We start from the raw sequence: 22,457 nt of genomic DNA, 5'->3' as shown, positions 1-22,457 counted from the left end.
GTCTTATAAAAGACTCATCAATCGCCGCGGACGAGGTCCTTCAACTCATATATAAGATCAAGCGCTGCTCGCGGCGTAAGCGTATCCGGCAGGACATCGCGCAGTTTCTTCTCGAGCTCGGACGCTTCCGCCCGCGCCGCCGGGGCAGGGGTCGCCGGGACCGAGAAGAGCGGCAGATCGTCGATCAGCGTCTGTGCCTTGCCCCCGCGATCCCGCTCGCCTTCCTCTAGAGCGTCGAGCACCACGCGGGCGCGCTCCACCACGGCCGCCGGCAGCCCGGCGAGCTTCGCCACCTGCACCCCGTAGGATCGGTCGGCTGCCCCGGCTCGGACCTCGTGCAGGAAGATCACATCGCCCTCCCATTCCCGCACGGCCACGGTTGCGTTCGATACGCCGTCGAGCTTGCCTGCAAGGGCCGTCATCTCGTGGTAATGCGTGGCGAAGAGCGCGCGGCAGCGGTTGCCGTCATGCAGATGCTCCAGCGTTGCCCAGGCGATCGAGAGACCGTCATAGGTCGCTGTGCCCCGTCCGATCTCATCAAGGATAACGAGCGCCCGCTCCCCCGCTTGGTTCAGGATTGCGGCCGTCTCGACCATCTCGACCATGAAGGTCGAGCGACCGCGCGCCAGATCGTCCGCCGCGCCCACGCGGGAGAATAGCTGATCGACCACGCCGACATGCGCGGCTTCTGCCGGGACATAGGCGCCGATCTGGGCGAGCAGGGCGATGATCGCGTTCTGCCGCAGCCAGGTCGATTTACCGGCCATGTTGGGGCCGGTCAGCAGCACGATCCGCGCGGCATCACCCTCGGCCGACAGCTCGCAGTCATTGGGGATGAAGGTCTCGGCGCCCTGCCGCCGCAACGCCTGCTCCACCACCGGGTGCCTGCCAGCGGTAATTGCGAAGGCGCGGGAGGCGTCCAGCTTGGGCCGGGTCCAATCCCCCTCCACCGCGATCTCGGCGAGACCCGCTCCGACGTCGAGCTCCGCCAGCGCGCGGGCCGCGTCATTGATCGACGTCGCGGCCTCCAGCACCGCGTCGCGCAGTCGGGCGAAGATCGCGAGTTCCAGCTCCACCGCCCGCGCCCCGGCGTTGAGGATCTTCGTCTCTATCTCCGACAGCTCGACCGTGGTGAAACGCACGGCGTTCGCCGTCGTCTGGCGATGGATGAAGGTCTCCGACAGCGGCTCGGACATCATCTTGTCGGCATGGGTCGCCGTCGTTTCGATGAAGTAGCCGAGCACGTTGTTGTGCTTCACCTTGAGCGCCGAGATGCCGGAGAGCTCCGCATAGCGCGCCTGCATCGCGGCGATGACCGAGCGGCCCTCGTCGCGCAGGGTCCGCGCCTCGTCGAGATCGACGTCGATGCCTTCGGCGACAAAGCCACCGTCACGGGCGAGCAGGGGCGGTTCCGCGACCAGCGAGCTGTCGAGCAGCCCCAACACTTCGTCATGCCCCCGAAGCCGCGCGGCCGCCGTTTCAACCAGTTCCGGCGTTTCGGCCGCGCGGTCCAGCAGCGTCGCACTTCCCTCGGCTTGCGTGAGACCGTCGCGCAGAGCGGCGAGGTCGCGCGGACCGCCGCGGTCGAGCGCGAGCCGGTTCAGCGCGCGATCCATGTCTGGAGCACGGCGTAATGCCTCCCGCAGGTCGCAGGCCAGTCGCCGATCCTCGACGAAGAGCGACACCGCATCGAGCCTCGCTGTGATCGTGCCGAGATCGGTTGAGGGCGCGCAGAGCCGCGTTTCGAGGAGCCGCGCGCCCGGCCCCGTCACCGTCCGGTCGATCGCCGCAAGCAGACCACCGTCCCGCCCGCCCGAAAGCGCATGGGTCAGCTCCAGGTTCCGCCGGGTCGCCGCGTCGATTTGCATCGCGGCGCCCTGCACCTCCTGCATTGGGCGGCGCACCAGCGGCATTTGGCCCTTCTGCGTGATCTCCACGTAGTCGATCAGCGCGCCCATTGCCGACAGCTCGGCGCGGGTGAAGGTGCCGAAGCCCTCCAGCGACTTCACCCCATAGAGCTCCGCGAGCCGCCCCTCCGCCGCCTGACTGTCGAAGCTCGCGGGGGCGAGTGGGGTGACGGTGGCCCCACTTTCCTCCACCGCCTCCCGCGCATCCTCATCGGCGAGCAGGACCTCGCGGGGCGCCGTCCGCGCCAGCATCGGCCCGAGCATGACACGCGGGCAGAGGGCCACATGGAACTCCCCGGTGGACATGTCGAGCCAGGCATAACCGCCCGCGCCCCGCACCTCGGCAAAGGCGGCGAGGAAGTTGTTGCGCCGCGCGTCGAGCAGCGTGTCCTCGGTCAGCGTGCCGGGCGTGACGAGGCGGACGACCTCGCGCCTCACCACGGCCTTGTAGCCGCGCTTCTTCGCCTCCGCGGGGCTTTCCATCTGCTCGCACACCGCGACGCGGAAGCCCTTGCGGATCAGCGTCAGCAGATAGCCCTCGGCCGCATGATGCGGCACGCCGCACATGGCGATGTCCTCGCCCGCATGCTTTCCGCGCTTGGTCAGCGCGATGTCGAGTGCCGCACTCGCCGCCTTCGCATCGTCGAAGAACAGCTCGTAGAAATCGCCCATCCGGTAGAACAGGAGCGCGTCGGGATACTGCGTCTTGATCTCCAGATACTGCGCCATCATCGGCGTCGCGCCGTCGGCCATGTCTGCCCCTCGTCCCGAACCCGGAGCCCTGTCTACCGCCCCGCCATCGCGGGGAAAAGGGCACGCCTGCGTTGTGCCGCGCGCCGCGGCCCCGTAACAGGGACAAAACACGAGGGAGGAGATGGGCCATGTCGCAGAAGACCCGCACGACCGATGAAGAGGCGCTGGCCTACCACCTGAACCCGGTGCCCGGAAAGCTGGAGGTGCGGGCCTCCACCGTCATGACCACGCAGCGGGATCTGAGCCTTGCCTACTCCCCCGGGGTTGCCGTGCCGGTGAAGGCGATCGCGGAGGATCCGTCACTTGCCTACGACTACACGACCAAGGGGAACATGGTCGCCGTGATCTCCAACGGCTCCGCGATCCTGGGTCTCGGCAATCTCGGTGCGCTGGCCTCCAAGCCGGTGATGGAGGGCAAGGCGGTGCTCTTCAAACGCTTCGCCGACGTGAACTCCATCGACCTCGAACTCGATACGGAGGATCCGGAGGCGTTCATCAACGCGGTCAAGCTGATGGGTCCATCCTTCGGCGGGATCAACCTCGAAGATATCAAGGCGCCCGAGTGCTTCATCATCGAGGATCGGTTGAAGGAGGAGATGGACATCCCCGTCTTCCACGACGATCAGCACGGGACGGCGGTGATCTGTGCGGCGGGGCTCATCAACGCGCTGCACCTCTCCGGCAAGAAGCTCGCCGATTGCAAGATCGTGCTGAACGGCGCCGGGGCCGCCGGGATCGCCTGTATCGAGTTGATCAAGGCGATGGGCGCGCGGCACGACAACTGCATCGCCTGCGACACGAAGGGCGTGATCTACAAGGGCCGGCAGGAGGGCATGAACCAGTGGAAGTCAGCCCATGCCGCCGACACCGAGGACCGGACGCTAGAGGAGGCGATGAAGGGCGCCGACGTCTTCCTCGGCGTCTCGGTCAAGGGCGCGGTGACGGCGGAGATGGTGGCGAGCATGGCGGACAACCCCGTCATCTTCGCCATGGCCAACCCGGATCCGGAAATCACGCCGGAGGATGCCCACGCCGTGCGCAAGGACGCAATCGTCGCGACGGGCCGGTCGGACTATCCCAACCAGGTCAACAACGTGCTCGGCTTCCCCTATCTCTTCCGCGGGGCGCTCGACATCCAGGCGCGCAAGATCAACGACGAGATGAAGATTGCTTGTGCCCGCGCGCTGGCCGAGCTGGCACGGGAGGATGTGCCCGACGAGGTCGGCATGGCCTATGGGCGCAAGCTGCAGTTCGGGCCGGACTACATCATCCCGACCCCCTTCGACCCGCGGCTGATCCACACGATCCCGCCCGCGGTGGCGAAGGCCGGGATGGATACCGGCGTCGCCCGCCGTCCGATCATCGACATGGAGGCCTACGAGCTGACGCTGAAATCGCGGCTCGATCCCACGGCCTCCATCCTCGAAGGGCTGTTCAACCGCGCGAAAGAGAGCCAGGCGCGGATGATCTTTGCCGAGGGCGATGACGAACGGGTGGTGCGTGCGGCGCTGGCCTATGCCCGCTCCGGCCTGGGCGAGCCCATCGTCATCGGGCGGCCGGATGAGGTGCAGCAGATCCTCGACCAGGCGGGGCAGGGCGACGCGATCAGCGAGCTGCGGATCGTGAACGCGGGCACCGTCGACAACCTGCAGGAGATGACGGAGTTCCTCTACCGCCGCCTCCAGCGCCGGGGATATGACCAGCGGGATTGCTATCGCCTCGCGAGCCGCGATCGGCATGTGTTTTCGGCCCTGCTGCTCGCCCATGACTATGCCGACGGGATGGTGACAGGCGCGACGCGGAAAGGGGCGCAGGTGCTCGCGCAGATCGGGCTCGTCTTCGATGCGACAGCGGCGGATGGGGCTGTCGGCATCTCCGCCATCCTGCACGAGGGGCGGCTGGTGCTGATCGCCGATACGCTTGTCCACGAATGGCCGGACCGCGAGGATCTCGCCAACATCGCGGAGCGTGCGGCGGAGGTCGCCCGCTCTCTGGGGCTGGAGCCGCGAGTGGCGTTCTGCTCCTTCTCCAACTTCGGCTACCCCGTGTCCGAACGCGCCGAGAAGATGCACCACGCGGTCGAGGCGCTCGACGCGCGCCATGTGGACTTCGAATACGATGGCGAGATGACGGTGGACGTGGCGCTGAACGCCGACGTGATGAACCAGTACCCGTTCTGCCGCCTCTCCGGCCCCGCCAACATCCTGGTGGTCCCGGCGCGGCACTCGGCGTCGATCTCGGTCAAGATGATGCAGGAGCTTGCGGGTGCGACCGTGATCGGCCCGATCCTGACCGGCATCGACCGGCAGGTGAAGCTCACGACGACGACGGCGACGGTGAATGACATCCTCCATATGGCTGTGATGGCGGCCTGCCGGGTCGGCTGACCGGACCCCTCCATCCCTGACGACAGTGCAGCCCGCGCCCGGTCCTCCGGCGCGGGCTCTTGTCGTTCCTCAACCCTCTGCGGCCCGAATCTGGCACACTCCACTTCGGTGCGGCCCGCCGCCTGAAACATTTCGGACGGGTCACGACCGCATCTGCCCAAGGGCTGTGCACATCCCGGGGGTCATTGAAACATAGCCGGCCCGATCCTCACGGATCCGCTCACGCCGGTTCACCAAAACCGAAACCGGAGAGCCGAAGCCGGCCCGCGGCCCCACCTCGACTGTAGCCAAGGGCGCTGCTGCACCACGGTCACCGGACTGCGAATGGAGGACACATCATGGCAAAGGGACAGGGCCGCGGGCCCCAGCACACCAAGTCCATCAACCTCGCATTGCAGGGCGGCGGCGCACACGGGGCCTTCACCTGGGGCGTGCTCGACCGGATGTTCGAGGAGGACCCGCTGTGGATCGAGGCGATCTCGGGCACCAGCGCCGGTGCGATGAACGCGGTCGTCGCAGCCCAAGGCATGTACGACAACGGGGCGGCGGGCGCGCGTGAGGCGCTGCATGACTTCTGGTCCGAGGTCTCCCGCGCCGGGCGTGGCAGCCCGATCCAGCGCACGCCCTTCGATGTCGCCTGGGGGAACTGGTCGCTCGACAATGCGCCGGGCTACCTGATGCTCGACATGATGAGCCGGCTGGCCTCGCCCTACGACATGAACCCGTTCGGGCTGAACCCGCTGCGCGATGTGGTGAAGAACTTCGTCGATTTCGAGAAGGTTTCGGGGGAAGACGATATGGGCGTCTTTCTCTCGGCCACCAACGTGGAGACCGGGCAGCCCCGCGTCTTTCACCGGCATGAGATCACGCTCGATGTCGTGATGGCCTCGGCCTGCCTGCCCTTCATGTTCCAGGCGGTGGAGATCGACGGCGTGCCCTACTGGGACGGCGGCTACGTCGGCAACCCGGTGCTCTTCCCCTTCATCGACCACTCGCCCTGCGCTGACATCCTGATCGTGCAGATCAACCCGATGGAGCGGAAGGGCACGCCGCGCGCTGCGCGCGACATCCTGAACCGTGTGAACGAGATCACGTTCAACGCCTCGCTGCTGAGCGACCTCAGGACCATCGATTTCGTCGACCAGATGATCGAGCAGGGGCACCTGTCGACCGATGACTACCGCCAGATGCGGGTGCACATGATCGATGGCGCGGTGGAGATGCTGAACCTCACCGCCTCCTCGAAGCTCAATGCGGAGTGGGCCTTCTTGACCCATCTGCGCGACATCGGGCGCGGCGCCGCCGACCGATGGCTGAAGACGCATTTCGACGACATCGACAACCGTTCGACCCTCGACCTGAGAAGCGTGCTGCCCGTGATGGGCAGCCCGCGGAACCGCGTGCCGGAGGCACCAAAGACCCAGACCTGACCCCACATTCCGATCAGAAGGATCAAGACGATGCTGAAGACGTTGCCCCTTGCGGCGGCACTCGCTGCCACCGCCCTGCCTCTTGCGGCCTTCGACCTCACTGAGGTCGAGACGCGGACCCTCTACGACCTCGAAGGGCCCGTGGCCGGAAACCGGATCTCCAACGAGGTGCTCGCCCGGACGCCGCTCGCCGCCGAGGGAATCGAGAGCCTGAAGGGCCGGACGCTCCGCACCCGCTTCTGGACTATCGAGGGCGGTGGCGGCGTGGTGCCGATCCACGACCATGCCAACCGCCCCGCCGTCTTCACCGTCCTGAGCGGCGAGATCTATGAGTACGTGTCCGGTGAGGAGGAACGCGTGCAGCACGAGGCGGGCGGTCTCGCGCTGGAGGAAGGCGAGCTTGCCCACTGGTGGCTGACCGAGGGCGACGAGACCGTCCACCTGATCGCCTTCGACGTCTACCAGCAGGTGCGCGAGCTGGAGGCTGTCGACGTCGCGCCGACGCCCGACCCGGTCGCCTTCGATCTGCCTCAGGCCGTGGGCGTGGAGCACGAACTGCTCGGCGTCGTGAACATCGGCGCGCATTTCGACGGTGCGTTCGGGGAAGGCTATGGCCTCACCACCTACCGCACCACGATTGCCCCCGGCGGTACGTTCTCCGCCTTCACCGCCGCGGGTGAGCCGCTGCAGAGCTTCGTCTGGGAGGGCGAGGTGACGGAGCATCGGGCCGGCGTCGATCCCTCGGTTCTGGGAGAGCACGAGGGCTCCAGCCTCTCCGGCGGCGCGACCGCGTGGTGGCAGAATACGAGTGACGCGCCCGCCGTGCTCTATTTCGGCGCCGTCGAGCCGCTCTCCGAAACCGAGGGTCTGGCGCGCACCGGCACCCTCGCCCACGGCGAACACCGCAGCTAGGGGGACGCTCCGATGGCCATGACCTCACCCGAAGCCGACGATCTGCGCATTGCGATGACGGGCATGGCCGCGGAGCTCGAGGATGCGCCGCCTGAGACCCGGATGACGGTGCTGCGCCGTAGCGCTATCATCGCCACGGTCGCGTTCCTCACGTTGATCGACCTTTTCGGCTCACAGGCGCTTCTGCCGACCCTGACCGAGGCCTATGGCGTCAGCTCCGCCGCCATGGGTGTCGCCGTGAACGCCAGCACCATCGGGATGGCGGCGGCGAGCCTGCTGGTCGCGCTCTTCTCCCGCCGGATCAACCGGAAGCGCGGGATCTGGATCTGCCTCGCCTGCCTGTCGGTGCCGACGGCGCTCTTGGGAGTTACCGAGGATCTGACGACCTTTACGCTGCTGCGGATCGCGCAGGGCGTCTTCATGTCGACGGCCTTCGCGCTGACGCTCACCTACCTGTCGGAGGAGTGTCATATCAGCGCCATCGGCGGGGCGATGGCGGCCTACATCACGGGCAACGTCGCCTCGAACCTGCTGGGGCGGATGCTCGCCTCGGGCGTTGCGGACAATATCGGGCTGTCGGAGAGCTTCTTCACCTTCTCCGCGCTGAATCTCGCCGGTGCCATCATCGCCTACCGCTTCATCGGCGCGGCGTCGCCGCCGCGGGAGGATCAGGGCGGTGGCGCCGGTATCGGGACCATGCTGGCGCTCGCTCGCGACCGTGCCTTGCGGGGCATCTTCGCGATCGGGTTCATCGTGCTCTTCGTTTTCGTGGCGGTGTTCACCTATGTGAACTTCGTGATCTCGGCGCCGCCCTTCGAGCTGCCGCAGATCGCCATCGGGTTCGTTTACCTTGTCTTCGCGCCGTCGATCCTGACCACGCCGCTGGCGGCCGTCGCCTTCCGCCGCTATGGCGCGCGGCGGAGCTTCCTTGCTTCCATGGCCGTCACGCTGGTGGGGCTGGGGCTCGTGGCCACGCCGATGCTGATCACCGTGCTCGCGGGACTGACGCTGATCGGGGCGGGGCTGTTCTTCGGCCAGTCGATTGCAACGGCTTACATCGGGCGGATGCCCGGGCATGACCACGCGGTGACCAACGGGGTCTACCTCGCCTTCTACTATGTCGGCGGGATCGTAGGGGCCTTTGTCGTGGGCCAGATCTTCGAGGCGGTGGGTTGGACGGCGGCGATTGCCCTGCTCGCCGTGCTCATCCTGATCGCGGCCTGGCTCGGACGCGCGATGGAGCGGTGAGGCCGGAGCGCGATCCCCGGCCCGGCCTCAGAAGTCGAGGTTCTCCACGCTCAGGGCGTTGTCCTGGATGAACTGGCGCCGCGGCTCGACCACGTCGCCCATCAGCTTGGTGAAGATTTCATCCGCCTCGTCGATCTGATCGATCTTGACTTGAAGCAGCGTTCGCGCCTCCGGATCCAGCGTCGTCTCCCACAGCTGATCGGGGTTCATCTCGCCCAGACCCTTGTAGCGCTGCAGGCTGAGGCCCCGCTCGCCCTCGGCTATGATGAGGTCGAGCAGTTCGGTCGGGGCGAAGATCGCGACATGCTTGTCCTTGCGATGCAGCCTCGCAGGTGCACCGTAGACCTCCTGCAGGTGCTCGGTCATCTGCGCGAGCCGCCGCCCCTCGCCCGAGCGGAAGACGCCGCCGTCGAGGGTTCGGACCTCCTCCACCCCCCGCACGGTGCGGAAGAAGCGGAGGCCGCCATCCTGAGTAGGCCGACCCTGCCAGCCCTTCTCCGTCTCCGGCGCGATCAGGTTGAGGCGCGCAGCGACACGGTCCGCAGCCTCCTGCGGGGCGCCCTGGATGCTTTCGGGCAGCAAGGCGCCGGCGATGGCCGCCTGCTCCAGCACCACGCGCGGCACGTGGGTCGGGAACGCGCCAAGGATGCCGCGCAGGGAGCGCGCCTGCCGCACGACCTCGGCCAGATCCGCCCCGGTCCGCTGCTCGCCGGAGCCGAGCTCCAGCACCGCGTCGTTCAGGCCCTGGTCGATCAGGTAGTCGTCGAGGGCGGCCTGATCCTTCAGGTAGACTTCCGACTTGCCGCGCGCGACCTTGTAGAGCGGCGGCTGCGCGATGTAGAGGTGCCCGTTCTCGATCAGCTCCGGCATCTGCCGGTAGAAGAAGGTGAGCAGCAGCGTCCGGATATGCGCGCCGTCCACATCCGCATCGGTCATGATGATGATCTTGTGGTAGCGCAGCTTGTCGATGTTGAACTCGTCGCGCCCGATCCCGGTGCCGAGCGCCATGACGAGGTTGCCGATTTCCTGCGAACCGAGCATCCGGTCGAAGCGCGCCCGCTCCACGTTCAGGATCTTGCCCCGGAGCGGCAGGACGGCCTGCGTGCCCCGGTCGCGGCCCTGCGTGGCGGAGCCGCCCGCGCTGTCACCCTCGACCAGCAGCAGTTCGGTCTTGGACGGGTCCTTCTCCGAGCAGTCCTTCAGCTTGCCCGCCAGATAGGTCACGTCCATCGGGTTCTTGCGGCGGGTGAGCTCTCGGGCCTTGCGCGCCGCCTCGCGGGCCTGCGCCGCCTCGACGATCTTGGAAACCACCTGCCGCGCCTCGTTCGGGTTCTCCTCGAACCACTCGGCGAGCTTTTCGTTCATCAAGCTTTCCACCGCCGGGCGGACCTCCGATGAGACCAGCTTGTCCTTGGTCTGGGAACTGAATTTCGGGTCCGGCACCTTGACGGAGAGCACGCAGGTCAGCCCCTCGCGCGCGTCGTCGCCGGTCAGCGTCACCTTCTCTTTCTTCGCGATGCCGGAGGAGGCGACATAGTTGTTGATCGTCCGCGTCAGTGCTCCGCGGAAGCCCGCCATATGCGTGCCGCCGTCGCGCTGCGGGATGTTGTTGGTGAAGGCCAGCACGTTCTCGTGGTAGCTGTCGTTCCACCACATCGCGACCTCGACGCCGATCTCGTCCCGCTCACCGGTCACGAAGATCGGGTCGGGAATGAGCGGCGTCTTGGAGCGGTCGAGATAGCGGACGAACTCGCGCACGCCGCCCTCGTACTCCATGGTGACTTCAAGCGGTTCGGCCTCCCGCTCATCGCGCAGGGTGATGCGGACGCCGGAGTTGAGGAACGCGAGCTCGCGCAGCCGGTGCTCCAGCGTCGCGTACTTGTAGTTCACGTCGGAGAAGGTGTCGGTGGAGGCAAGGAAGCGGACCTCGGTGCCCGTGTGCTCCGTATCGCCAACGACCTCCAGGTGCTTAACCGTGTCGCCATGCTCGAAGCGGGCGACATGCTCCTTGCCCTCGCGCCAGATGCGCAGCTCCAGCCAGTCGGACAGTGCGTTCACCACCGAGACGCCGACGCCATGCAGGCCGCCGGAGACCTTGTAGGAGTTGCTGTCGAACTTCCCGCCGGCGTGGAGCTGGGTCATGATGACCTCGGCCGCCGACACGCCCTCTTCCTCATGAATTCCCACCGGAATCCCGCGGCCGTTATCGCTCACGGAGACGGAGCCGTCGTCGTGGAGCGTGACCTTCACCTCGTCGGCGTGCCCGGCCAGCGCCTCATCGATGCCGTTGTCCACGACCTCATACACCATGTGGTGGAGGCCGGAGCCGTCATCCGTGTCGCCGATATACATGCCGGGCCGCTTGCGGACGGCCTCCAAACCCTTGAGAACCTTGATCGAATCTGCGCCGTACTCGGGCTGGTTCCCGTCGGTCTCTGCCATGTCGGATTTCCCTTATCTTGTGGGATCCGTTCTAGCCATTCTGCGGGGGGATGTCACGTCGTGGAGGGTGTTTTCGGCCTGTCGTGATCAGGAGCTTGCGGCCTCGGCCAGCGGACGCCCCGCGGGCTCCGGATCGGTGCCCAGATCGAGGGTCCGCGACACGCCGTCCTCCTCGAACACCCAGTCGGCCGACCAGGCGTGGCCGGACCGCGTCAGCCGCAGGTAGTTGCGCTGCGAGACGTAGCGGTGCTTCTGGCCGGAGGGCGGATGGATCGTGATCGGATAGCCCGATAGCGGGTCCTCCCCGAAGTATGCAAGCGTGCCCAGCATCCGAGCGTAACCGCCGCCCGGCGCGTTGTGGCTGATGCCAGAGGAGACTAGCTGGTGCAGCCGCTGCCCGTCCTTCAGCCGCATCTCCGCGCGCGTCGCGACGTGGATCTCGCCGGAGAGGAGCGTGCAGGGTTGGCGGTGCTCCTCCATCTCCGTCGCGATGGTGCGTAGGAAGCGTTGCCACTCCTTGCGGTGCGCACGGCTCTGCCACTGGTCGCGCAGGTCGTCCTCGTACTTGTTCACGCCGGGCCAGAAGGTGTCGATGACGAACTCCACCCAGCTCAGCCGCGGGCCGAGCGCGGGGACGGAGGACATGATGAAGCAGCGCTTGCCGTCGCGGTTCGCTTCCAGCCGCTCCTCGAACCAGCACCAGCCGACCTCCTGCATGACAGTGTCGCGTGTCCGGTGGCTCCTGAGATCCGGCGCGAGGACGGAGAAGCCGGGACCGGTGAAGCACACCCCTGCGCCCTCCGGCTCCAAGGCCTCGCCGCGGCCCTGCTGGAACAGGTCGAACATCCGGCGGGAGATGGCGAAAAGCCCCTGGCCCACAGCGCTTTCCTGCTTCGGGGCGGGATGGCTGCCCCACCCGTCGAAGATGTCGTGGTCGTCCCACATCATCACTGAGGGGACGCGCGCGAGCATGTAGGCGATCGTCGGCTGGCTGTAGAGGTCGATGTAACGGTCGAGGAGATGCTCTTCCGCCGCCTGCCGCATCTCCTCCGTCCAGTCGAAACTGTGCTTGTCGTCGGGATCCGCCTCCTCCCAGCGCTCGATCTCGGGGTGGGAGTAGAGGATGTCGTCCGCGTAGATCTGGTCGCCGCCCTGCATCAGCAGAGCGAAGGGGGCGGCGTCATGATCCTCACACAGCCGCTGCCACATCACGTTGCGGCTCTCCAAAGGCCAGTCGGTGCTCTCGTCCTCCTCCCCATTGCAGGAGACGTAGGCGAGGCGCAGATCGCCAGTGAGATCGGCCATGACCGGGTAGCGGTCGTCGCCCACCAGGTAGGCAGCATCGGCCCGCGGCGGCAGCACGAGATCGGCGCCATGGGCCCGGCGGCCGAACCCTTCATAGAGGACCTGCGGCTCGACCGTCTCGCCGCCGTCCACCGCGATGGGCGGACAGGGTTGATCGTCCGCCACGATCACGACGACCCGGACGGACACCCCTTGGTCCGTGGCCTCCCGTGCGATCAGGAGCGGTCCGGCAATGAGGGTCGTCTTCGTCATTCAGCAGTCCTGTTGCGGCATCGCGGAGAGGTAACGCCGCGGCGGTGCGGATCAAGCGGGAGGCGTCGGCGACGCGGCGGCGGGCCGCAGGCGTCAGGGGTCGAGGCGCCGGGCGGGGTCGGTGATCAGGATGCCATCCAGATGATCCATCTCGTGCTGGAAGGCCCTTGCGGCGAAGCCCGACAGTGCCCCGCCGATCGGCTCGCCGCCGGGCGACAGGCCCTCCCATGTGATCGAGACGGGGCGCATGACTTCGATCCGCCCCTCCGGTAGCAGGGTCGAGGGGATGGAGAGGCAGCCCTCCGCACCCCGCTCGATATCGTCGCCGGTGCGGGTGATCCGCGGGTTCACGACGACCATTGGCTCGATCCCCGCGTGATGCTCCGCCACGGTGCCGTCGGCCCGGCGGGCGTCGAGCAAGAAGACCCGGAGGCTTTCCCCGACCTGCGGTGCCGCGATCCCGGCGCCGCCCATCTCGCGCCGGATGCGGGCCATGTCCGCGATCAGCGCGTCGAGCCAAGGGTTAAAGCGGACCACGGGCGCCGCGACCCGGGACAGGATCGGGTCAGGCACCTCGACAATGGTTCTCACAGGCGTTCCCCCGCTGGGATCGGCACGTCCAGGCTGTTCTCTGGCGGAGAGAGTGGGCAGGTATAGGCCGGGTTGAGCGCGCAGGACGGGTGATAGGCGAAGTTGAAATCGAGGATCAGCCGGCCGTCGGGATCGAGCCCCAGATCCGCGCCTTTGATCGCGTCCACCAGGTAGCGCCCACCGCCATAGGTGCTGTCGCCGTTCGTCGCATCGCGGAACGGCAGGAACAGTCCACCGCCATACCCCCCGATCCAGAAGAGCGTCAGCTCCCGGCCGAGAGGCTGCGCGAGACCGATCGTCTCCGCTACGGGCCGGTAAGCGAGTTGGCCGTCAGTCCCGAGATCGACTTTCACGGCCGATCCGTCCACTGGGCGGAGTTCGACAGAGAACCGCAGGTCCGGGTCATAGGCTTGAACCGGAATCTCCCCCTTCCGATCGCCCTCCGGCAGCGGCGACATCGGGTGGTCGCGAAACAGCGCCGAGCGCGTCGCGTGCCAGTGCCGCCAGCCGGCCTCCGGCGCCATCCCGCGCACCTCGGCATAGAGCGTGGAGATCCGCAGCCGCCAGTCGGCGAGCGCGTAGGGGTGATCCGGGGACATCGTCATGGGCCGGACCCTAGACGCCTCGCCGCGACGGGCCAACCGAAAGCCGAGTTTCGCCTTTCGCTTCACCCCGCGATACGGTCTGATCGCGTCGAGACCGGAGGACCGATGAGCGACCGCACCTATTTCTCCACCCCCGGCGGGCATCCGCCCCAGACCGACCTTCTGACCGGGCGGGCGGCCTTCACCACTGCCTATGCCGTCATCCCGCGCGGGACGCAGCGCGATATCGTGACGAGCTACCTGCCGTTCTGGGAGGACGCGCGGTTCTGGGTCCTCGCCCGCCCGCTGTCTGGCTTCGCCGAGACGTTCTCGCATTACCTCGCCGAGGTCGCGCCGGGGGGCGGTTCCGACCGGCCCGAGACCGATGGGTGCGCCGAGGCGGTGCTGTTTGTCGTCGGCGGGCAGGGGACGCTGGTGCTTGCCGGTGAGGAGCTTTCGCTGACGGCAGGCATCTATGCGTATATCCCGCCCGGTACGGACTGGAGCCTGCGTGCTACCGAAACACTCACGTTTCACTGGATCCGGAAGGCCTATGAGGCGGTGGAGGGGCTCGATACCCCACCGCCATTCGTCACCTCCGATGCCATGGTCGAGCCCATCGCGATGCCTGGCACCGAGGGGCGCTGGGCGACCACCCGCTTTGTCGATCCGACCGACCTGCGCCACGACATGCACGTCAACATCGTCACCTTCCAGCCGGGCGCTGTCATCCCCTTCGCCGAGACCCACGTGATGGAGCACGGGCTCTACGTGCTGGAGGGCAAGGCCGTCTACCGTCTCAACACCGACTGGGTGGAGGTCGAGGCCGGGGACTACATGTGGCTGCGCGCTTTCTGCCCGCAGGCCTGCTACGCGGGCGGGCCGGGGCCGTTTCGCTACCTGCTCTACAAGGACGTCAATCGGCACATGAAGCTATGATCGTCGGTCTCGATGTGCCTGCTGAGATCGGGATGGCGGAGGCGGAGGTACAGACGCCCGCGCTGCTGATCGACCTCGACGCCTTCGATGCGAACCTCGCCGCCATGCGCCGGATCGCGGAGGAGGCGGGCATCGCCCTGCGCCCCCACGCCAAGACCCACAAGTCGGTAGACGTCGCGAAGGCCCAGATCGAGCGCGGCGGTGCGCGCGGCATCTGTTGCCAGAAGGTGAGCGAGGCGGAGGTCTTCGTAGCTGGCGGCATCGCGGACGTCTTCGTCACCAACGAGGTCCGCGACCCGGCCAAGATCGCCCGGCTGAAGGCGCTCGCAGAGCATGCCCGGATCGGCGTGTGCGTCGATGACCCGGCGGCGGTGGCGGAGCTCGCAGGCGCGCCGCTCCATGTCTATGTCGAGATCGACGTCGGCCAGGGCCGCTGCGGATGCGCGCCGGAGGACGCCGCCGATATCGCCCGCCGGATCGTGGAGACACCGGGCCTCACCCTCGCCGGTCTGCAGGCCTATCAGGGTGCTGCCCAGCATCTGCCGGATCGCGACGCCGCTATGGCGCGGGTGATGGACGGCGTCCGAACCGCGCTCGCCGGATTGGACGGGGAGGGGATCGCTTGCCCGGAGGTCACGGGCGCAGGCACCGGCAGCTATGCGCACGAGATTGCGTCGGGTCTCTACACCGAGCTGCAATGCGGCTCCTACATCTTCATGGACGCGGATTACCGGGCGCGCGGGGGTGACGGTGTCTCACCGTTTCGCCATGCGCTTTTCGTGCTCGCCGGGATCATGAGCCGCGCGCCGGGTCGCGCGATCTGCGATGCGGGGCTGAAGGCGATGAGCATGGAGAGTGGGCTGCCGCTGGTCTCGGGTATTGAAGGGGTCGCTTACGTTGGGCCGTCTGACGAACATGGCACTATCGACGATCCCGTGGGACGGCTGGCGATCAACGACCGCGTGCGGCTGATCCCCGGTCACTGCGACCCGACCTGCAATCTGCACGACTGGTATGTCGGCGTGCGCGGCGGCGTGGTCGAGACGCTGTGGCCGGTGTCGGCGCGCGGCAAGGTGTGGTGAGCGGTCCCGGATCAAGTCCGGGACGTTTGTAGTGGGTGGCCACCGCCCCGGCCCCGAGCCGGGGCCTTCGGCAGCCAGCGTGAACATCGAACGTAACGCTTACAGCTTGCAGATTTCGAGTGTTACTCTGTCTCAGGGTCCACCGTACGTGCGCTAAGCTGCGGTTTTGAGGCGAACGGTCCCGGATCAAGTCCGGGACGGTACCGACCCTTGCCACCACCCCGGCCCAGAGCCGGGGTCGTCCAACCTCACGCAACCACCTCGTAAGACGCCTCGAACCAGTGCTCCTCCAGGTTTGCTCCTTCGCCGATCCGGTCCACCACCGCGAATAGCCCTGGCGCATGGAGCGGCGTCAGCACGCCGTGCCACGTCCCGCGGTGGTAGTTCACCGCCTGTCCCGGTGCCGTCAGGAACGCCCGCGGCGCGCCAGGCTTCCCGCCCTCGTCCGGCGCCACGATCACTAGGAACGGATGCTCGGTCATCGGCACGAAGGCCTGCGAGCCCTCCGGATGCCGCTCCACCATCTCCAGCCGATAGGGCAGGGACCGCGGCTCCGCATCGAAGAGGCTGATCCCCGCCCGCCCGTCTCCGAAATCGACCAGGGCTTGATCGTGATGCCGCCCACAGAGCCCCTGGTTGATGAGCTTGTCCGGCGCGCCCGCGACCTCCAGCACATCGCCGAAGGGCGCGAAGGCCTCCTCCGTCAGCGGTTCCGCCGTGATGCGCCTCATGGCAGCAGGGCCTGCAGGCGCAGCTCCGCGATCCGTTCGACCTGGCGGCAGGCCTCGACGAACTCCGTCTCTCGATCGTGCTCGATCCGGCGGTTGAAGGCCTCGAGGATCCCCGCCTTGTCATGATCCCGCACGGCGATGATGAAGGGGAAGCCGTGCTTCTCGGTATAGGCGATGTTGAGCCTAGTGAACTCCTCCCGCTCGTCGTCTGTCAGTGCGTCGAGACCGGCGCTCGCCTGCTCCGCCGTGCTTTCCACCGTCAGCCGCTCCGCCGCTGCGAGCTTGCCGGCGAGATCCGGGTGGGCGTTCAGCACGCCGAGCTGCCGCTTCTGACCCGAAGACCGGAATACCCGTGCCAGCACCGAGTGCAGGCCCACCGCCGTGTCATGCGCCGGGCCGAGCTCCATCGCGTAGGCCCGCTCGGCGATCCAGGCCGAGTGCTCGAAGATCCCGCCGAAGGCCGAGACGAAGGCGTCGCGCCCCATCCGGCTTGGCCGCAGCCGCTTCACGTAAGGGTGCCGCTCGGCCCAGTGCCGGGCGATGTCGATGCGACGGGCGAACCAGACACCCTCGTGACCCTGTGCATACTCGATGAAGCGCCGCAGCGCCTCCGCCCGGCCGGGACGGCCCGCGAGGCGGCAGTGGAGCCCGATGCTCATCATCCGCCCGCCCTCGCGGTAGAGGCAGTCGAAGCCGTCCTTCAAGTAGGCGTAGAACTGGTCGCCAGAGTTGAAGCCCTGCGGTGTCGCGAACCGCATGTCGTTGGCGTCGAGCGTGTAGGGCACCATGAGCTGCACCGCATCGCCCGCCTCCTGCCAGTAGGGCAGGTCGTCGGAATAGCTGTCGGCCACGTAGGCGAACCCGCCCTCGTCCGCCGCAAGCCGCACCGTGTTCATCGAGCAGCGGCCGGTGTACCAGCCGAGCGGCCGCTCGCCGGTGACCTCCTCATGCAGGCGGATGGCCTCGCGCATCTGGGCGGCCTCCTCGCCCTCGCCCATGTCCTTATGCTCGATCCATTTCAGCCCGTGCGACGCGATCTCCCACCCCGCGTCCTGCATCGCGCGCACCTGGGCCGGGGATCGGGCCAGCGCGCTTGCGACCCCGTAGACGGTGATCGGCAGGTCGCCGAGCAGGCGGTGCAGCCGCCAGAAGCCTGCCCGTGCGCCGTACTCGTAGATCGACTCCATGTTCCAGTGCCGCTGACCGGGCCAGGCCGCGGCGCCCACGATCTCCGACAGGAACGCCTCCGAGGCCGGATCGCCGTGCAGGAGGTTGTTCTCGCCCCCTTCCTCGTAGTTGAGGACGATCTGCACCGCGATCCGCGCACCGTCGGGCCAGTCGGCCTCGGGCGGCTCGGCGCCGTGGCCGTGCAGGTCGCGGGGATAGCGGGGCGGTGTCATGGTCGGCTCCTGCGATTGCTCTGTGGGGCAGAAGAGTTTACCGGTTGGTCAAAGGTCAAGGAGATCTGCATGGCCGAAGGTTACCTCACCACCCACGTTCTCGACACCGCGCAGGGCCGCCCGGCGGAGGGGCTGGCCATCTGGCTCTACCGCGTGTCCGGCAACAGCCACCGCAAGATCGCGGAGACGGTGACCAACGCGGACGGCCGCACCGACGCGCCGATCCTGCCCGCCGAGAAGTTCAAGCCCGGCCAGTACGAGCTGATCTTCCACGCGGGCGACTACCTGCGCGCGCAGGGGCTGGAGGGTGAGACGCTGTTCCTCGACCAGATCCCCATCCGCTTCGGGCTGGCGGAGGATGCGCATTACCACGTGCCGCTCCTGCTCAGCCCCTACGGCTATTCCACTTATCGCGGAAGCTGACATGTACGATCTCGCCGTCATGTGGGACTGGCTGGCCTTTTCCGTGCGCTGGCTCCACGTCATCACCGCCATCGCCTGGATCGGCTCGTCCTTCTACTTCATCGCGCTCGACCTCGGGCTGAACCGCGACATCGACGGGCCCGCGGATGGCGAGGAGTGGCAGGTCCATGGCGGCGGCTTCTACCACATCCAGAAATACCTCGTCGCGCCCGAGCGGATGCCGGAACACCTGACCTGGTTCAAATGGGAGAGCTACGCGACCTGGCTGTCGGGGGCTGCCCTGCTCGCCATCGTCTACTGGGCGGGGGCGGAGCTCTATCTGATCGATCCGAACAAGGCCGACCTCGCGCTATGGCAGGCGATCGGCATCTCTGCCGGCTCGCTGGCGCTGGGCTGGGTGATCTATGATGCGCTCTGCAAGTCGCCGCTGGGCGAACGGCCCACGGTGCTGATGCTGCTTCTCTTCGTGCTGCTGACGGCGATGGCCTGGGGCTACGACCAGGTCTTCACGGGCCGGGCGGCGCTGCTGCACCTGGGCGCGTTTACCGCGACGATCATGACGGCGAACGTCTTCCTGATCATCATGCCGAACCAGCGCATCGTGGTCGCCGATCTCAAGGCAGGGCGAAAGCCCGACGCGAAATACGGCAAGATCGCGAAGCTGCGCTCGACCCACAACAACTACCTGACGCTGCCGGTCATCTTCCTGATGTTGTCCAACCACTACCCGCTCGCCTTCGCGACGCAGTGGAACTGGCTGATCGCGTCGCTTGTGTTCCTGACCGGCGTCACCATCCGCCACTGGTTCAACACCCGCCACGCACGCGGCGGCTCGCCCTACTGGACCTGGCCGGTGACAATCATCCTTGTTCTGCTCATGGCGTGGCTCTCCACCGAACCCGATCTCGACCCGGCGGCCGAGGCTGCGGTGCCTGCCGGCGCGACCCGGTTCATGGAGCATGACGCCTTCCCGCAGGTCGCCGACAGCGTCATCGGCCGCTGCTCCATGTGCCACGCCGCGGAGCCCGTCTGGCCCGGCATTCGCTGGGCGCCGAAAGGCGTGATGCTGGAGACAGAGGCGCAGATCGCCCGCCACGCGCGGGAGATCTACCTGCAATCCGGCGTCTCCCACGCCATGCCGCCCGCGAACCTCACCTGGATGGAACAGTCCGAGCGCGATGCGATCGCCGCCTGGTTCGAAGAGGCCCGCTGACCGCTTCTTCTTGCCCGAAATATCCCCGCCGGAGGCAACCAGCCTTGCCGCGAGGCGTTGAGTTCGCCGCGGCGAGCCGTTATCCGGGCGCAATCCGCGGCAAGGAGGGGGACATGGCGAACCATCTGCACAAGGGCGACCTGCCCGACGGGCTCGACCTCGGCCCGGTGGTGGCCATCGACAGCGAGACGATGGGCCTCAACCCGCACCGCGACCGGCTCTGCGTCGTGCAGCTTTCCTCCGGCGACGGCGACGCGCATCTCGTGCAGATCGCGCAGGACCAGACCGAGGCGCCGAACCTCGTCCGTATGCTCGCCGATCCGAACGTGCTGAAGCTCTTCCACTACGGCCGGTTCGACATCGCCGTCCTGCTCCACCGCTTCGGCGTAACCACCGCTCCGGTCTGGTGCACCAAGATCGCCTCGAAGCTGGTGCGCACCTATACCGACCGGCACGGGCTGAAGAACCTGCTCTCCGAACTGCTGGCCGTCGACATCTCGAAGCAGCAGCAGTCGAGCGATTGGGGTGCCGCGGAGCTTACCGAGGCGCAGATGGCCTATGCCGCCTCCGACGTGCTCTACCTCCACCAGCTCAAGGAGGCGCTGGAGCTGCGGCTCGCCCGCGAGGGGCGGATGGAGGTGGCGAAGGCCTGCTTCGACTTCCTGCCGACGCGCGCGGCGCTCGACCTCGCCGGGTGGCCTGAAGAGGACATCTTCTCGCACTGAGCGACGGATCACGCCTGCGAGACCGTTTCAAACCTGACGGCCGCCCCGCTTTGATTGGATGCCGCCGCTGCCTAGATGGGACGCCATGAGCGAAGACGAAAGACTGCTGGAGGCCGGGCGCACCGTGCTGCGGATCGAGGGCGATGCGCTGACCGGCTTCGCGGACAGCCTCGGGTCCAGCTTTGCCGCCGCGGTCCGCACGCTCCTCGCCACCCAGGGGCGTATCGTAATCTCCGGCATGGGCAAGTCCGGCCACATCGCGCGCAAGATGGCGGCGACTTTCGCCTCCACCGGCGCGCCGGCGCAGTTCGTGCATCCGGGCGAGGCGAGCCACGGCGATCTCGGCATGGTCACCGCGCAGGACAGCCTGATCGTGCTGTCGAACTCCGGTGAGACGCCTGAGCTTGCCGATATCGTCGCACACGCGAAACGCTTCTCGATCCCGCTCATTGGCGTCGCCTCCAGGGCGAACTCTACCCTGCTGCGTCAGTCCGACGTTGCGCTGAAGCTGCCCGAAGCGCCGGAGGCCTGCCCGAACGGCCTCGCGCCCACCACCTCCACGACGCTGACCCTCGCGCTGGGGGATGCGCTCGCTGTGGCGCTGATGAAGGAGCGGGACTTCAGCCCGGAAAACTTCCGCACGTTCCATCCCGGTGGCAAGCTCGGCGCGCGCCTGACCCGGGTCGGCGACCTCATGCATTCCGGGGAGGAGATGCCGCTGGTCGCCAGCGACATCCGCATGGACGACGCGCTCCTCGTCATGACGCAGAAGGGTTTCGGCACCGCAGGCGTTACCAATGGCGACGGCCGTTTGATCGGGGTCATTACCGACGGCGACCTGCGGCGCAACATGGAGGGGCTGCTGACACGCACTGCGGGTGACGTCATGACCTCTGACCCCAAGACCATCGGCCCCGACGAGCTGGCCGAGGCCGCGCTGTCCACCATGTCGGGCCGCATCACCACGCTGTTCGTCACGGCCCCGGACGGCACGCCGCAGGGGATCGTGCACGTGCACGACCTGCTGCGCGCCGGGATCGCCTGAGGCGGATGCGGCGCGGACCGGGATATACGCGGTTCGTCCGGCGCGCGAAGATCGTGCTGCCGATCATCGCCGTCATGCTGCTGAGCTCGATCTTCCTGATCGACCAGGACCGGATCGACCTGCGCCCCGACATCCTCGACAACCTGCCCGAGGGGCTGGATCTGGAGGAGGGGCTGGTCAGCCCCCGCTTCTCCGGCACCACCGAGGCGGGCGATCCGTTCACGGTCGCCGCGGACTACGCGCTGCCCGGCCTCGACGGTTACCGCCTGCGCAATATCGAGGGGCGGCTGGAGCGACCCGGCGATCCGCTCGACCTGACGGCGACGCGGGGTACTTATGACAGTGAGGGCGAGATCCTGATTCTCGATCAGGGCGTCGATCTGGCCACCGAGAGCGGCTATAGGATGATAAGTGAAGTTGCCGTTCTCGCATTAGTTGAAAGTACGGTCGAAGTACCAGTCCCCGTCGAGATTACGGGACCCGGTATAGAGCTGAATGCAAATGCACTAAGAACAGAACCCGGGTCGGATATGATTTGGTTCGAGGGCGATGTTCGGCTAAAGCTCACACCGACCGAGAGCGAGGAGAGCGAGCCGTGAGCCTGACGAGAGCGATTTTGACGATCACGGCCCTTGGTCTCGCCACGCCTCTCGCGGCCCAGCAGGAACAGCCCTTCTCCACCTTCCAGCACAATCCCGAGCAGCCGCTCGAGATCGTGTCGGACCGGCTCGGCGTCAGCCAGGTCGCGCAGACGGCCGAGTTCATCGGCAATGTCGAGGCGCAGCAGGGCCGCCTGACGCTGCGCGCCGATCGGATGCTCGTGACCTATGACGGAGACAACGGGGAGATCGAGCGGGTGCAGGCCACCGGCAACGTCTTCCTGACCAGCGGGACTGAGGCAGCCGAGGGGGCCGAGGCCGACTACAACGTCTCCACCGGGTTTCTGACTATGCGTGGCGATGTGCTGCTCACCCAGGGCCAGAATGCGCTGAGCTCCGAGGAGATGCGCATCGACCTGTCCACCGGCACCGGCGAGTTCACGGGCCGCGTTCGTACCGTCTTCGTCCCGACGGAGCAGCAATAGGCGT

Annotated in this window: 19 protein-coding genes; 12 read left to right on the top strand and 7 right to left on the bottom strand. The window is 67.2% G+C overall.

The window, feature by feature from the left end:
• Positions 1–17 precede the first annotated feature (17 nt).
• On the bottom strand, positions 18–2,660 hold the full coding sequence (gene mutS, locus I0K15_RS09185; protein ID WP_196105136.1) for a DNA mismatch repair protein MutS: 2,643 nt from the start codon (positions 2,658–2,660) through the stop codon (positions 18–20).
• Between the two features lie 128 nt (positions 2,661–2,788).
• Here mutS and I0K15_RS09180 point away from each other — a divergent pair, with 128 nt between their 5' ends.
• From I0K15_RS09180 to I0K15_RS09165, 4 genes are all read left to right on the top strand, one after another.
• A complete protein-coding gene (locus tag I0K15_RS09180; protein WP_196105135.1) occupies positions 2,789–5,047 on the top strand; it encodes an NADP-dependent malic enzyme in 2,259 nt (752 codons plus the stop codon).
• A 338-nt stretch (positions 5,048–5,385) separates the two neighbouring features.
• Complete coding sequence (locus tag I0K15_RS09175) at positions 5,386–6,477, top strand: patatin-like phospholipase family protein (protein ID WP_196105134.1); 1,092 nt, start codon at positions 5,386–5,388, stop codon at positions 6,475–6,477.
• A 30-nt stretch (positions 6,478–6,507) separates the two neighbouring features.
• On the top strand, positions 6,508–7,389 hold the full coding sequence (locus I0K15_RS09170) for a cupin domain-containing protein (protein ID WP_196105133.1): 882 nt from the start codon (positions 6,508–6,510) through the stop codon (positions 7,387–7,389).
• Positions 7,390–7,401: 12 nt separating this feature from the next.
• A complete protein-coding gene (locus tag I0K15_RS09165) occupies positions 7,402–8,637 on the top strand; it encodes an MFS transporter (protein ID WP_230374364.1) in 1,236 nt (411 codons plus the stop codon).
• Between the two features lie 27 nt (positions 8,638–8,664).
• Here the strand turns inward: I0K15_RS09165 and gyrB are convergent, their stop codons facing one another.
• From gyrB to I0K15_RS09145, 4 genes are all read right to left on the bottom strand, one after another.
• Positions 8,665–11,079, bottom strand: coding sequence for a DNA topoisomerase (ATP-hydrolyzing) subunit B (gyrB, locus tag I0K15_RS09160; RefSeq protein WP_196105132.1), 2,415 nt, complete (start codon positions 11,077–11,079; stop codon positions 8,665–8,667).
• An 87-nt stretch (positions 11,080–11,166) separates the two neighbouring features.
• On the bottom strand, positions 11,167–12,636 hold the full coding sequence (locus I0K15_RS09155) for an alkaline phosphatase D family protein (protein WP_196105131.1): 1,470 nt from the start codon (positions 12,634–12,636) through the stop codon (positions 11,167–11,169).
• Positions 12,637–12,729: 93 nt separating this feature from the next.
• A complete protein-coding gene (locus I0K15_RS09150) occupies positions 12,730–13,227 on the bottom strand; it encodes a peptide deformylase (protein ID WP_196105130.1) in 498 nt (165 codons plus the stop codon).
• On the bottom strand, positions 13,224–13,832 hold the full coding sequence (locus I0K15_RS09145) for a DUF1684 domain-containing protein (RefSeq protein ID WP_196105129.1): 609 nt from the start codon (positions 13,830–13,832) through the stop codon (positions 13,224–13,226). The genes I0K15_RS09150 and I0K15_RS09145 overlap by 4 nt, the downstream gene beginning before the upstream one ends.
• 105 nt (positions 13,833–13,937) lie before the next feature.
• Between I0K15_RS09145 and I0K15_RS09140 the strand changes: the two genes are divergently transcribed.
• Positions 13,938–14,750 carry a bifunctional allantoicase/(S)-ureidoglycine aminohydrolase gene (locus I0K15_RS09140; protein ID WP_196105128.1) on the top strand — a complete coding sequence of 271 codons (813 nt, stop codon included), beginning with the start codon at positions 13,938–13,940 and terminating at the stop codon, positions 14,748–14,750.
• A complete protein-coding gene (locus I0K15_RS09135) occupies positions 14,747–15,832 on the top strand; it encodes a DSD1 family PLP-dependent enzyme (protein WP_196105127.1) in 1,086 nt (361 codons plus the stop codon). The genes I0K15_RS09140 and I0K15_RS09135 overlap by 4 nt, the downstream gene beginning before the upstream one ends.
• Positions 15,833–16,080: 248 nt before the next feature.
• Here the strand turns inward: I0K15_RS09135 and I0K15_RS09130 are convergent, their stop codons facing one another.
• Positions 16,081–16,563: an ureidoglycolate lyase gene (locus tag I0K15_RS09130; RefSeq protein ID WP_196105126.1), complete on the bottom strand. Its 483-nt coding sequence runs from the start codon at positions 16,561–16,563 to the stop codon at positions 16,081–16,083.
• Positions 16,560–17,963 carry an allantoinase PuuE gene (puuE, locus tag I0K15_RS09125; protein ID WP_196105125.1) on the bottom strand — a complete coding sequence of 468 codons (1,404 nt, stop codon included), beginning with the start codon at positions 17,961–17,963 and terminating at the stop codon, positions 16,560–16,562. Before puuE ends, I0K15_RS09130 begins: the two co-directional genes overlap by 4 nt.
• Before the next feature lie 69 nt (positions 17,964–18,032).
• Here puuE and uraH point away from each other — a divergent pair, with 69 nt between their 5' ends.
• The 6 genes from uraH to lptA all read left to right on the top strand — a co-directional run bounded on the left by uraH (position 18,033) and on the right by lptA (position 22,453).
• Positions 18,033–18,386 (top strand): hydroxyisourate hydrolase, encoded by a 354-nt coding sequence (gene uraH / locus I0K15_RS09120; protein ID WP_196105124.1) that lies wholly within the window; start codon positions 18,033–18,035, stop codon positions 18,384–18,386.
• 1 nt (position 18,387) lies between these two features.
• Positions 18,388–19,599, top strand: a complete 1,212-nt coding sequence (locus I0K15_RS09115) for a urate hydroxylase PuuD (RefSeq protein WP_196105123.1) — start codon at positions 18,388–18,390, stop codon at positions 19,597–19,599.
• 113 nt (positions 19,600–19,712) lie between these two features.
• Positions 19,713–20,324: a ribonuclease D gene (locus I0K15_RS09110; protein ID WP_196105122.1), complete on the top strand. Its 612-nt coding sequence runs from the start codon at positions 19,713–19,715 to the stop codon at positions 20,322–20,324.
• An 85-nt stretch (positions 20,325–20,409) separates the two neighbouring features.
• On the top strand, positions 20,410–21,369 hold the full coding sequence (locus tag I0K15_RS09105; protein ID WP_196105121.1) for a KpsF/GutQ family sugar-phosphate isomerase: 960 nt from the start codon (positions 20,410–20,412) through the stop codon (positions 21,367–21,369).
• Between the two features lie 5 nt (positions 21,370–21,374).
• Positions 21,375–21,968 carry a hypothetical protein gene (locus I0K15_RS09100; RefSeq protein WP_196105120.1) on the top strand — a complete coding sequence of 198 codons (594 nt, stop codon included), beginning with the start codon at positions 21,375–21,377 and terminating at the stop codon, positions 21,966–21,968.
• On the top strand, positions 21,965–22,453 hold the full coding sequence (gene lptA / locus I0K15_RS09095) for a lipopolysaccharide transport periplasmic protein LptA (RefSeq protein WP_196105119.1): 489 nt from the start codon (positions 21,965–21,967) through the stop codon (positions 22,451–22,453). The genes I0K15_RS09100 and lptA overlap by 4 nt, the downstream gene beginning before the upstream one ends.
• The last annotated feature ends 4 nt before the right edge of the window (positions 22,454–22,457 follow it).

This window comes from Pontivivens ytuae (assembly GCF_015679265.1).
In the GTDB taxonomy this organism is placed as follows: domain Bacteria; phylum Pseudomonadota; class Alphaproteobacteria; order Rhodobacterales; family Rhodobacteraceae; genus Pontivivens; species Pontivivens ytuae.
Note: the sequence above shows the minus strand (reverse complement) of the source record. Positions and strands in the feature narration are given on the sequence as shown.

What these genes read in the sequence shown, in the direction of transcription:
- I0K15_RS09145 (WP_196105129.1), bottom strand. Translation starts at nt 13,832, where the DNA reads ATGACGATGTCCCCGGATCACCCCTACGCGCTCGCCGACTGGCGGCTG.
- uraH (WP_196105124.1), top strand. Translation starts at nt 18,033, where the DNA reads ATGGCCGAAGGTTACCTCACCACCCACGTTCTCGACACCGCGCAGGGC.
- I0K15_RS09155 (WP_196105131.1), bottom strand. Translation starts at nt 12,636, where the DNA reads ATGACGAAGACGACCCTCATTGCCGGACCGCTCCTGATCGCACGGGAG.
- I0K15_RS09115 (WP_196105123.1), top strand. Translation starts at nt 18,388, where the DNA reads ATGTACGATCTCGCCGTCATGTGGGACTGGCTGGCCTTTTCCGTGCGC.
- I0K15_RS09100 (WP_196105120.1), top strand. Translation starts at nt 21,375, where the DNA reads ATGCGGCGCGGACCGGGATATACGCGGTTCGTCCGGCGCGCGAAGATC.
- I0K15_RS09140 (WP_196105128.1), top strand. Translation starts at nt 13,938, where the DNA reads ATGAGCGACCGCACCTATTTCTCCACCCCCGGCGGGCATCCGCCCCAG.
- I0K15_RS09165 (WP_230374364.1), top strand. Translation starts at nt 7,402, where the DNA reads ATGGCCATGACCTCACCCGAAGCCGACGATCTGCGCATTGCGATGACG.
- I0K15_RS09180 (WP_196105135.1), top strand. Translation starts at nt 2,789, where the DNA reads ATGTCGCAGAAGACCCGCACGACCGATGAAGAGGCGCTGGCCTACCAC.
- mutS (WP_196105136.1), bottom strand. Translation starts at nt 2,660, where the DNA reads ATGGCCGACGGCGCGACGCCGATGATGGCGCAGTATCTGGAGATCAAG.
- I0K15_RS09170 (WP_196105133.1), top strand. Translation starts at nt 6,508, where the DNA reads ATGCTGAAGACGTTGCCCCTTGCGGCGGCACTCGCTGCCACCGCCCTG.
- I0K15_RS09175 (WP_196105134.1), top strand. Translation starts at nt 5,386, where the DNA reads ATGGCAAAGGGACAGGGCCGCGGGCCCCAGCACACCAAGTCCATCAAC.
- I0K15_RS09105 (WP_196105121.1), top strand. Translation starts at nt 20,410, where the DNA reads ATGAGCGAAGACGAAAGACTGCTGGAGGCCGGGCGCACCGTGCTGCGG.
- I0K15_RS09110 (WP_196105122.1), top strand. Translation starts at nt 19,713, where the DNA reads ATGGCGAACCATCTGCACAAGGGCGACCTGCCCGACGGGCTCGACCTC.
- puuE (WP_196105125.1), bottom strand. Translation starts at nt 17,963, where the DNA reads ATGACACCGCCCCGCTATCCCCGCGACCTGCACGGCCACGGCGCCGAG.
- gyrB (WP_196105132.1), bottom strand. Translation starts at nt 11,079, where the DNA reads ATGGCAGAGACCGACGGGAACCAGCCCGAGTACGGCGCAGATTCGATC.
- I0K15_RS09130 (WP_196105126.1), bottom strand. Translation starts at nt 16,563, where the DNA reads ATGAGGCGCATCACGGCGGAACCGCTGACGGAGGAGGCCTTCGCGCCC.
- I0K15_RS09135 (WP_196105127.1), top strand. Translation starts at nt 14,747, where the DNA reads ATGATCGTCGGTCTCGATGTGCCTGCTGAGATCGGGATGGCGGAGGCG.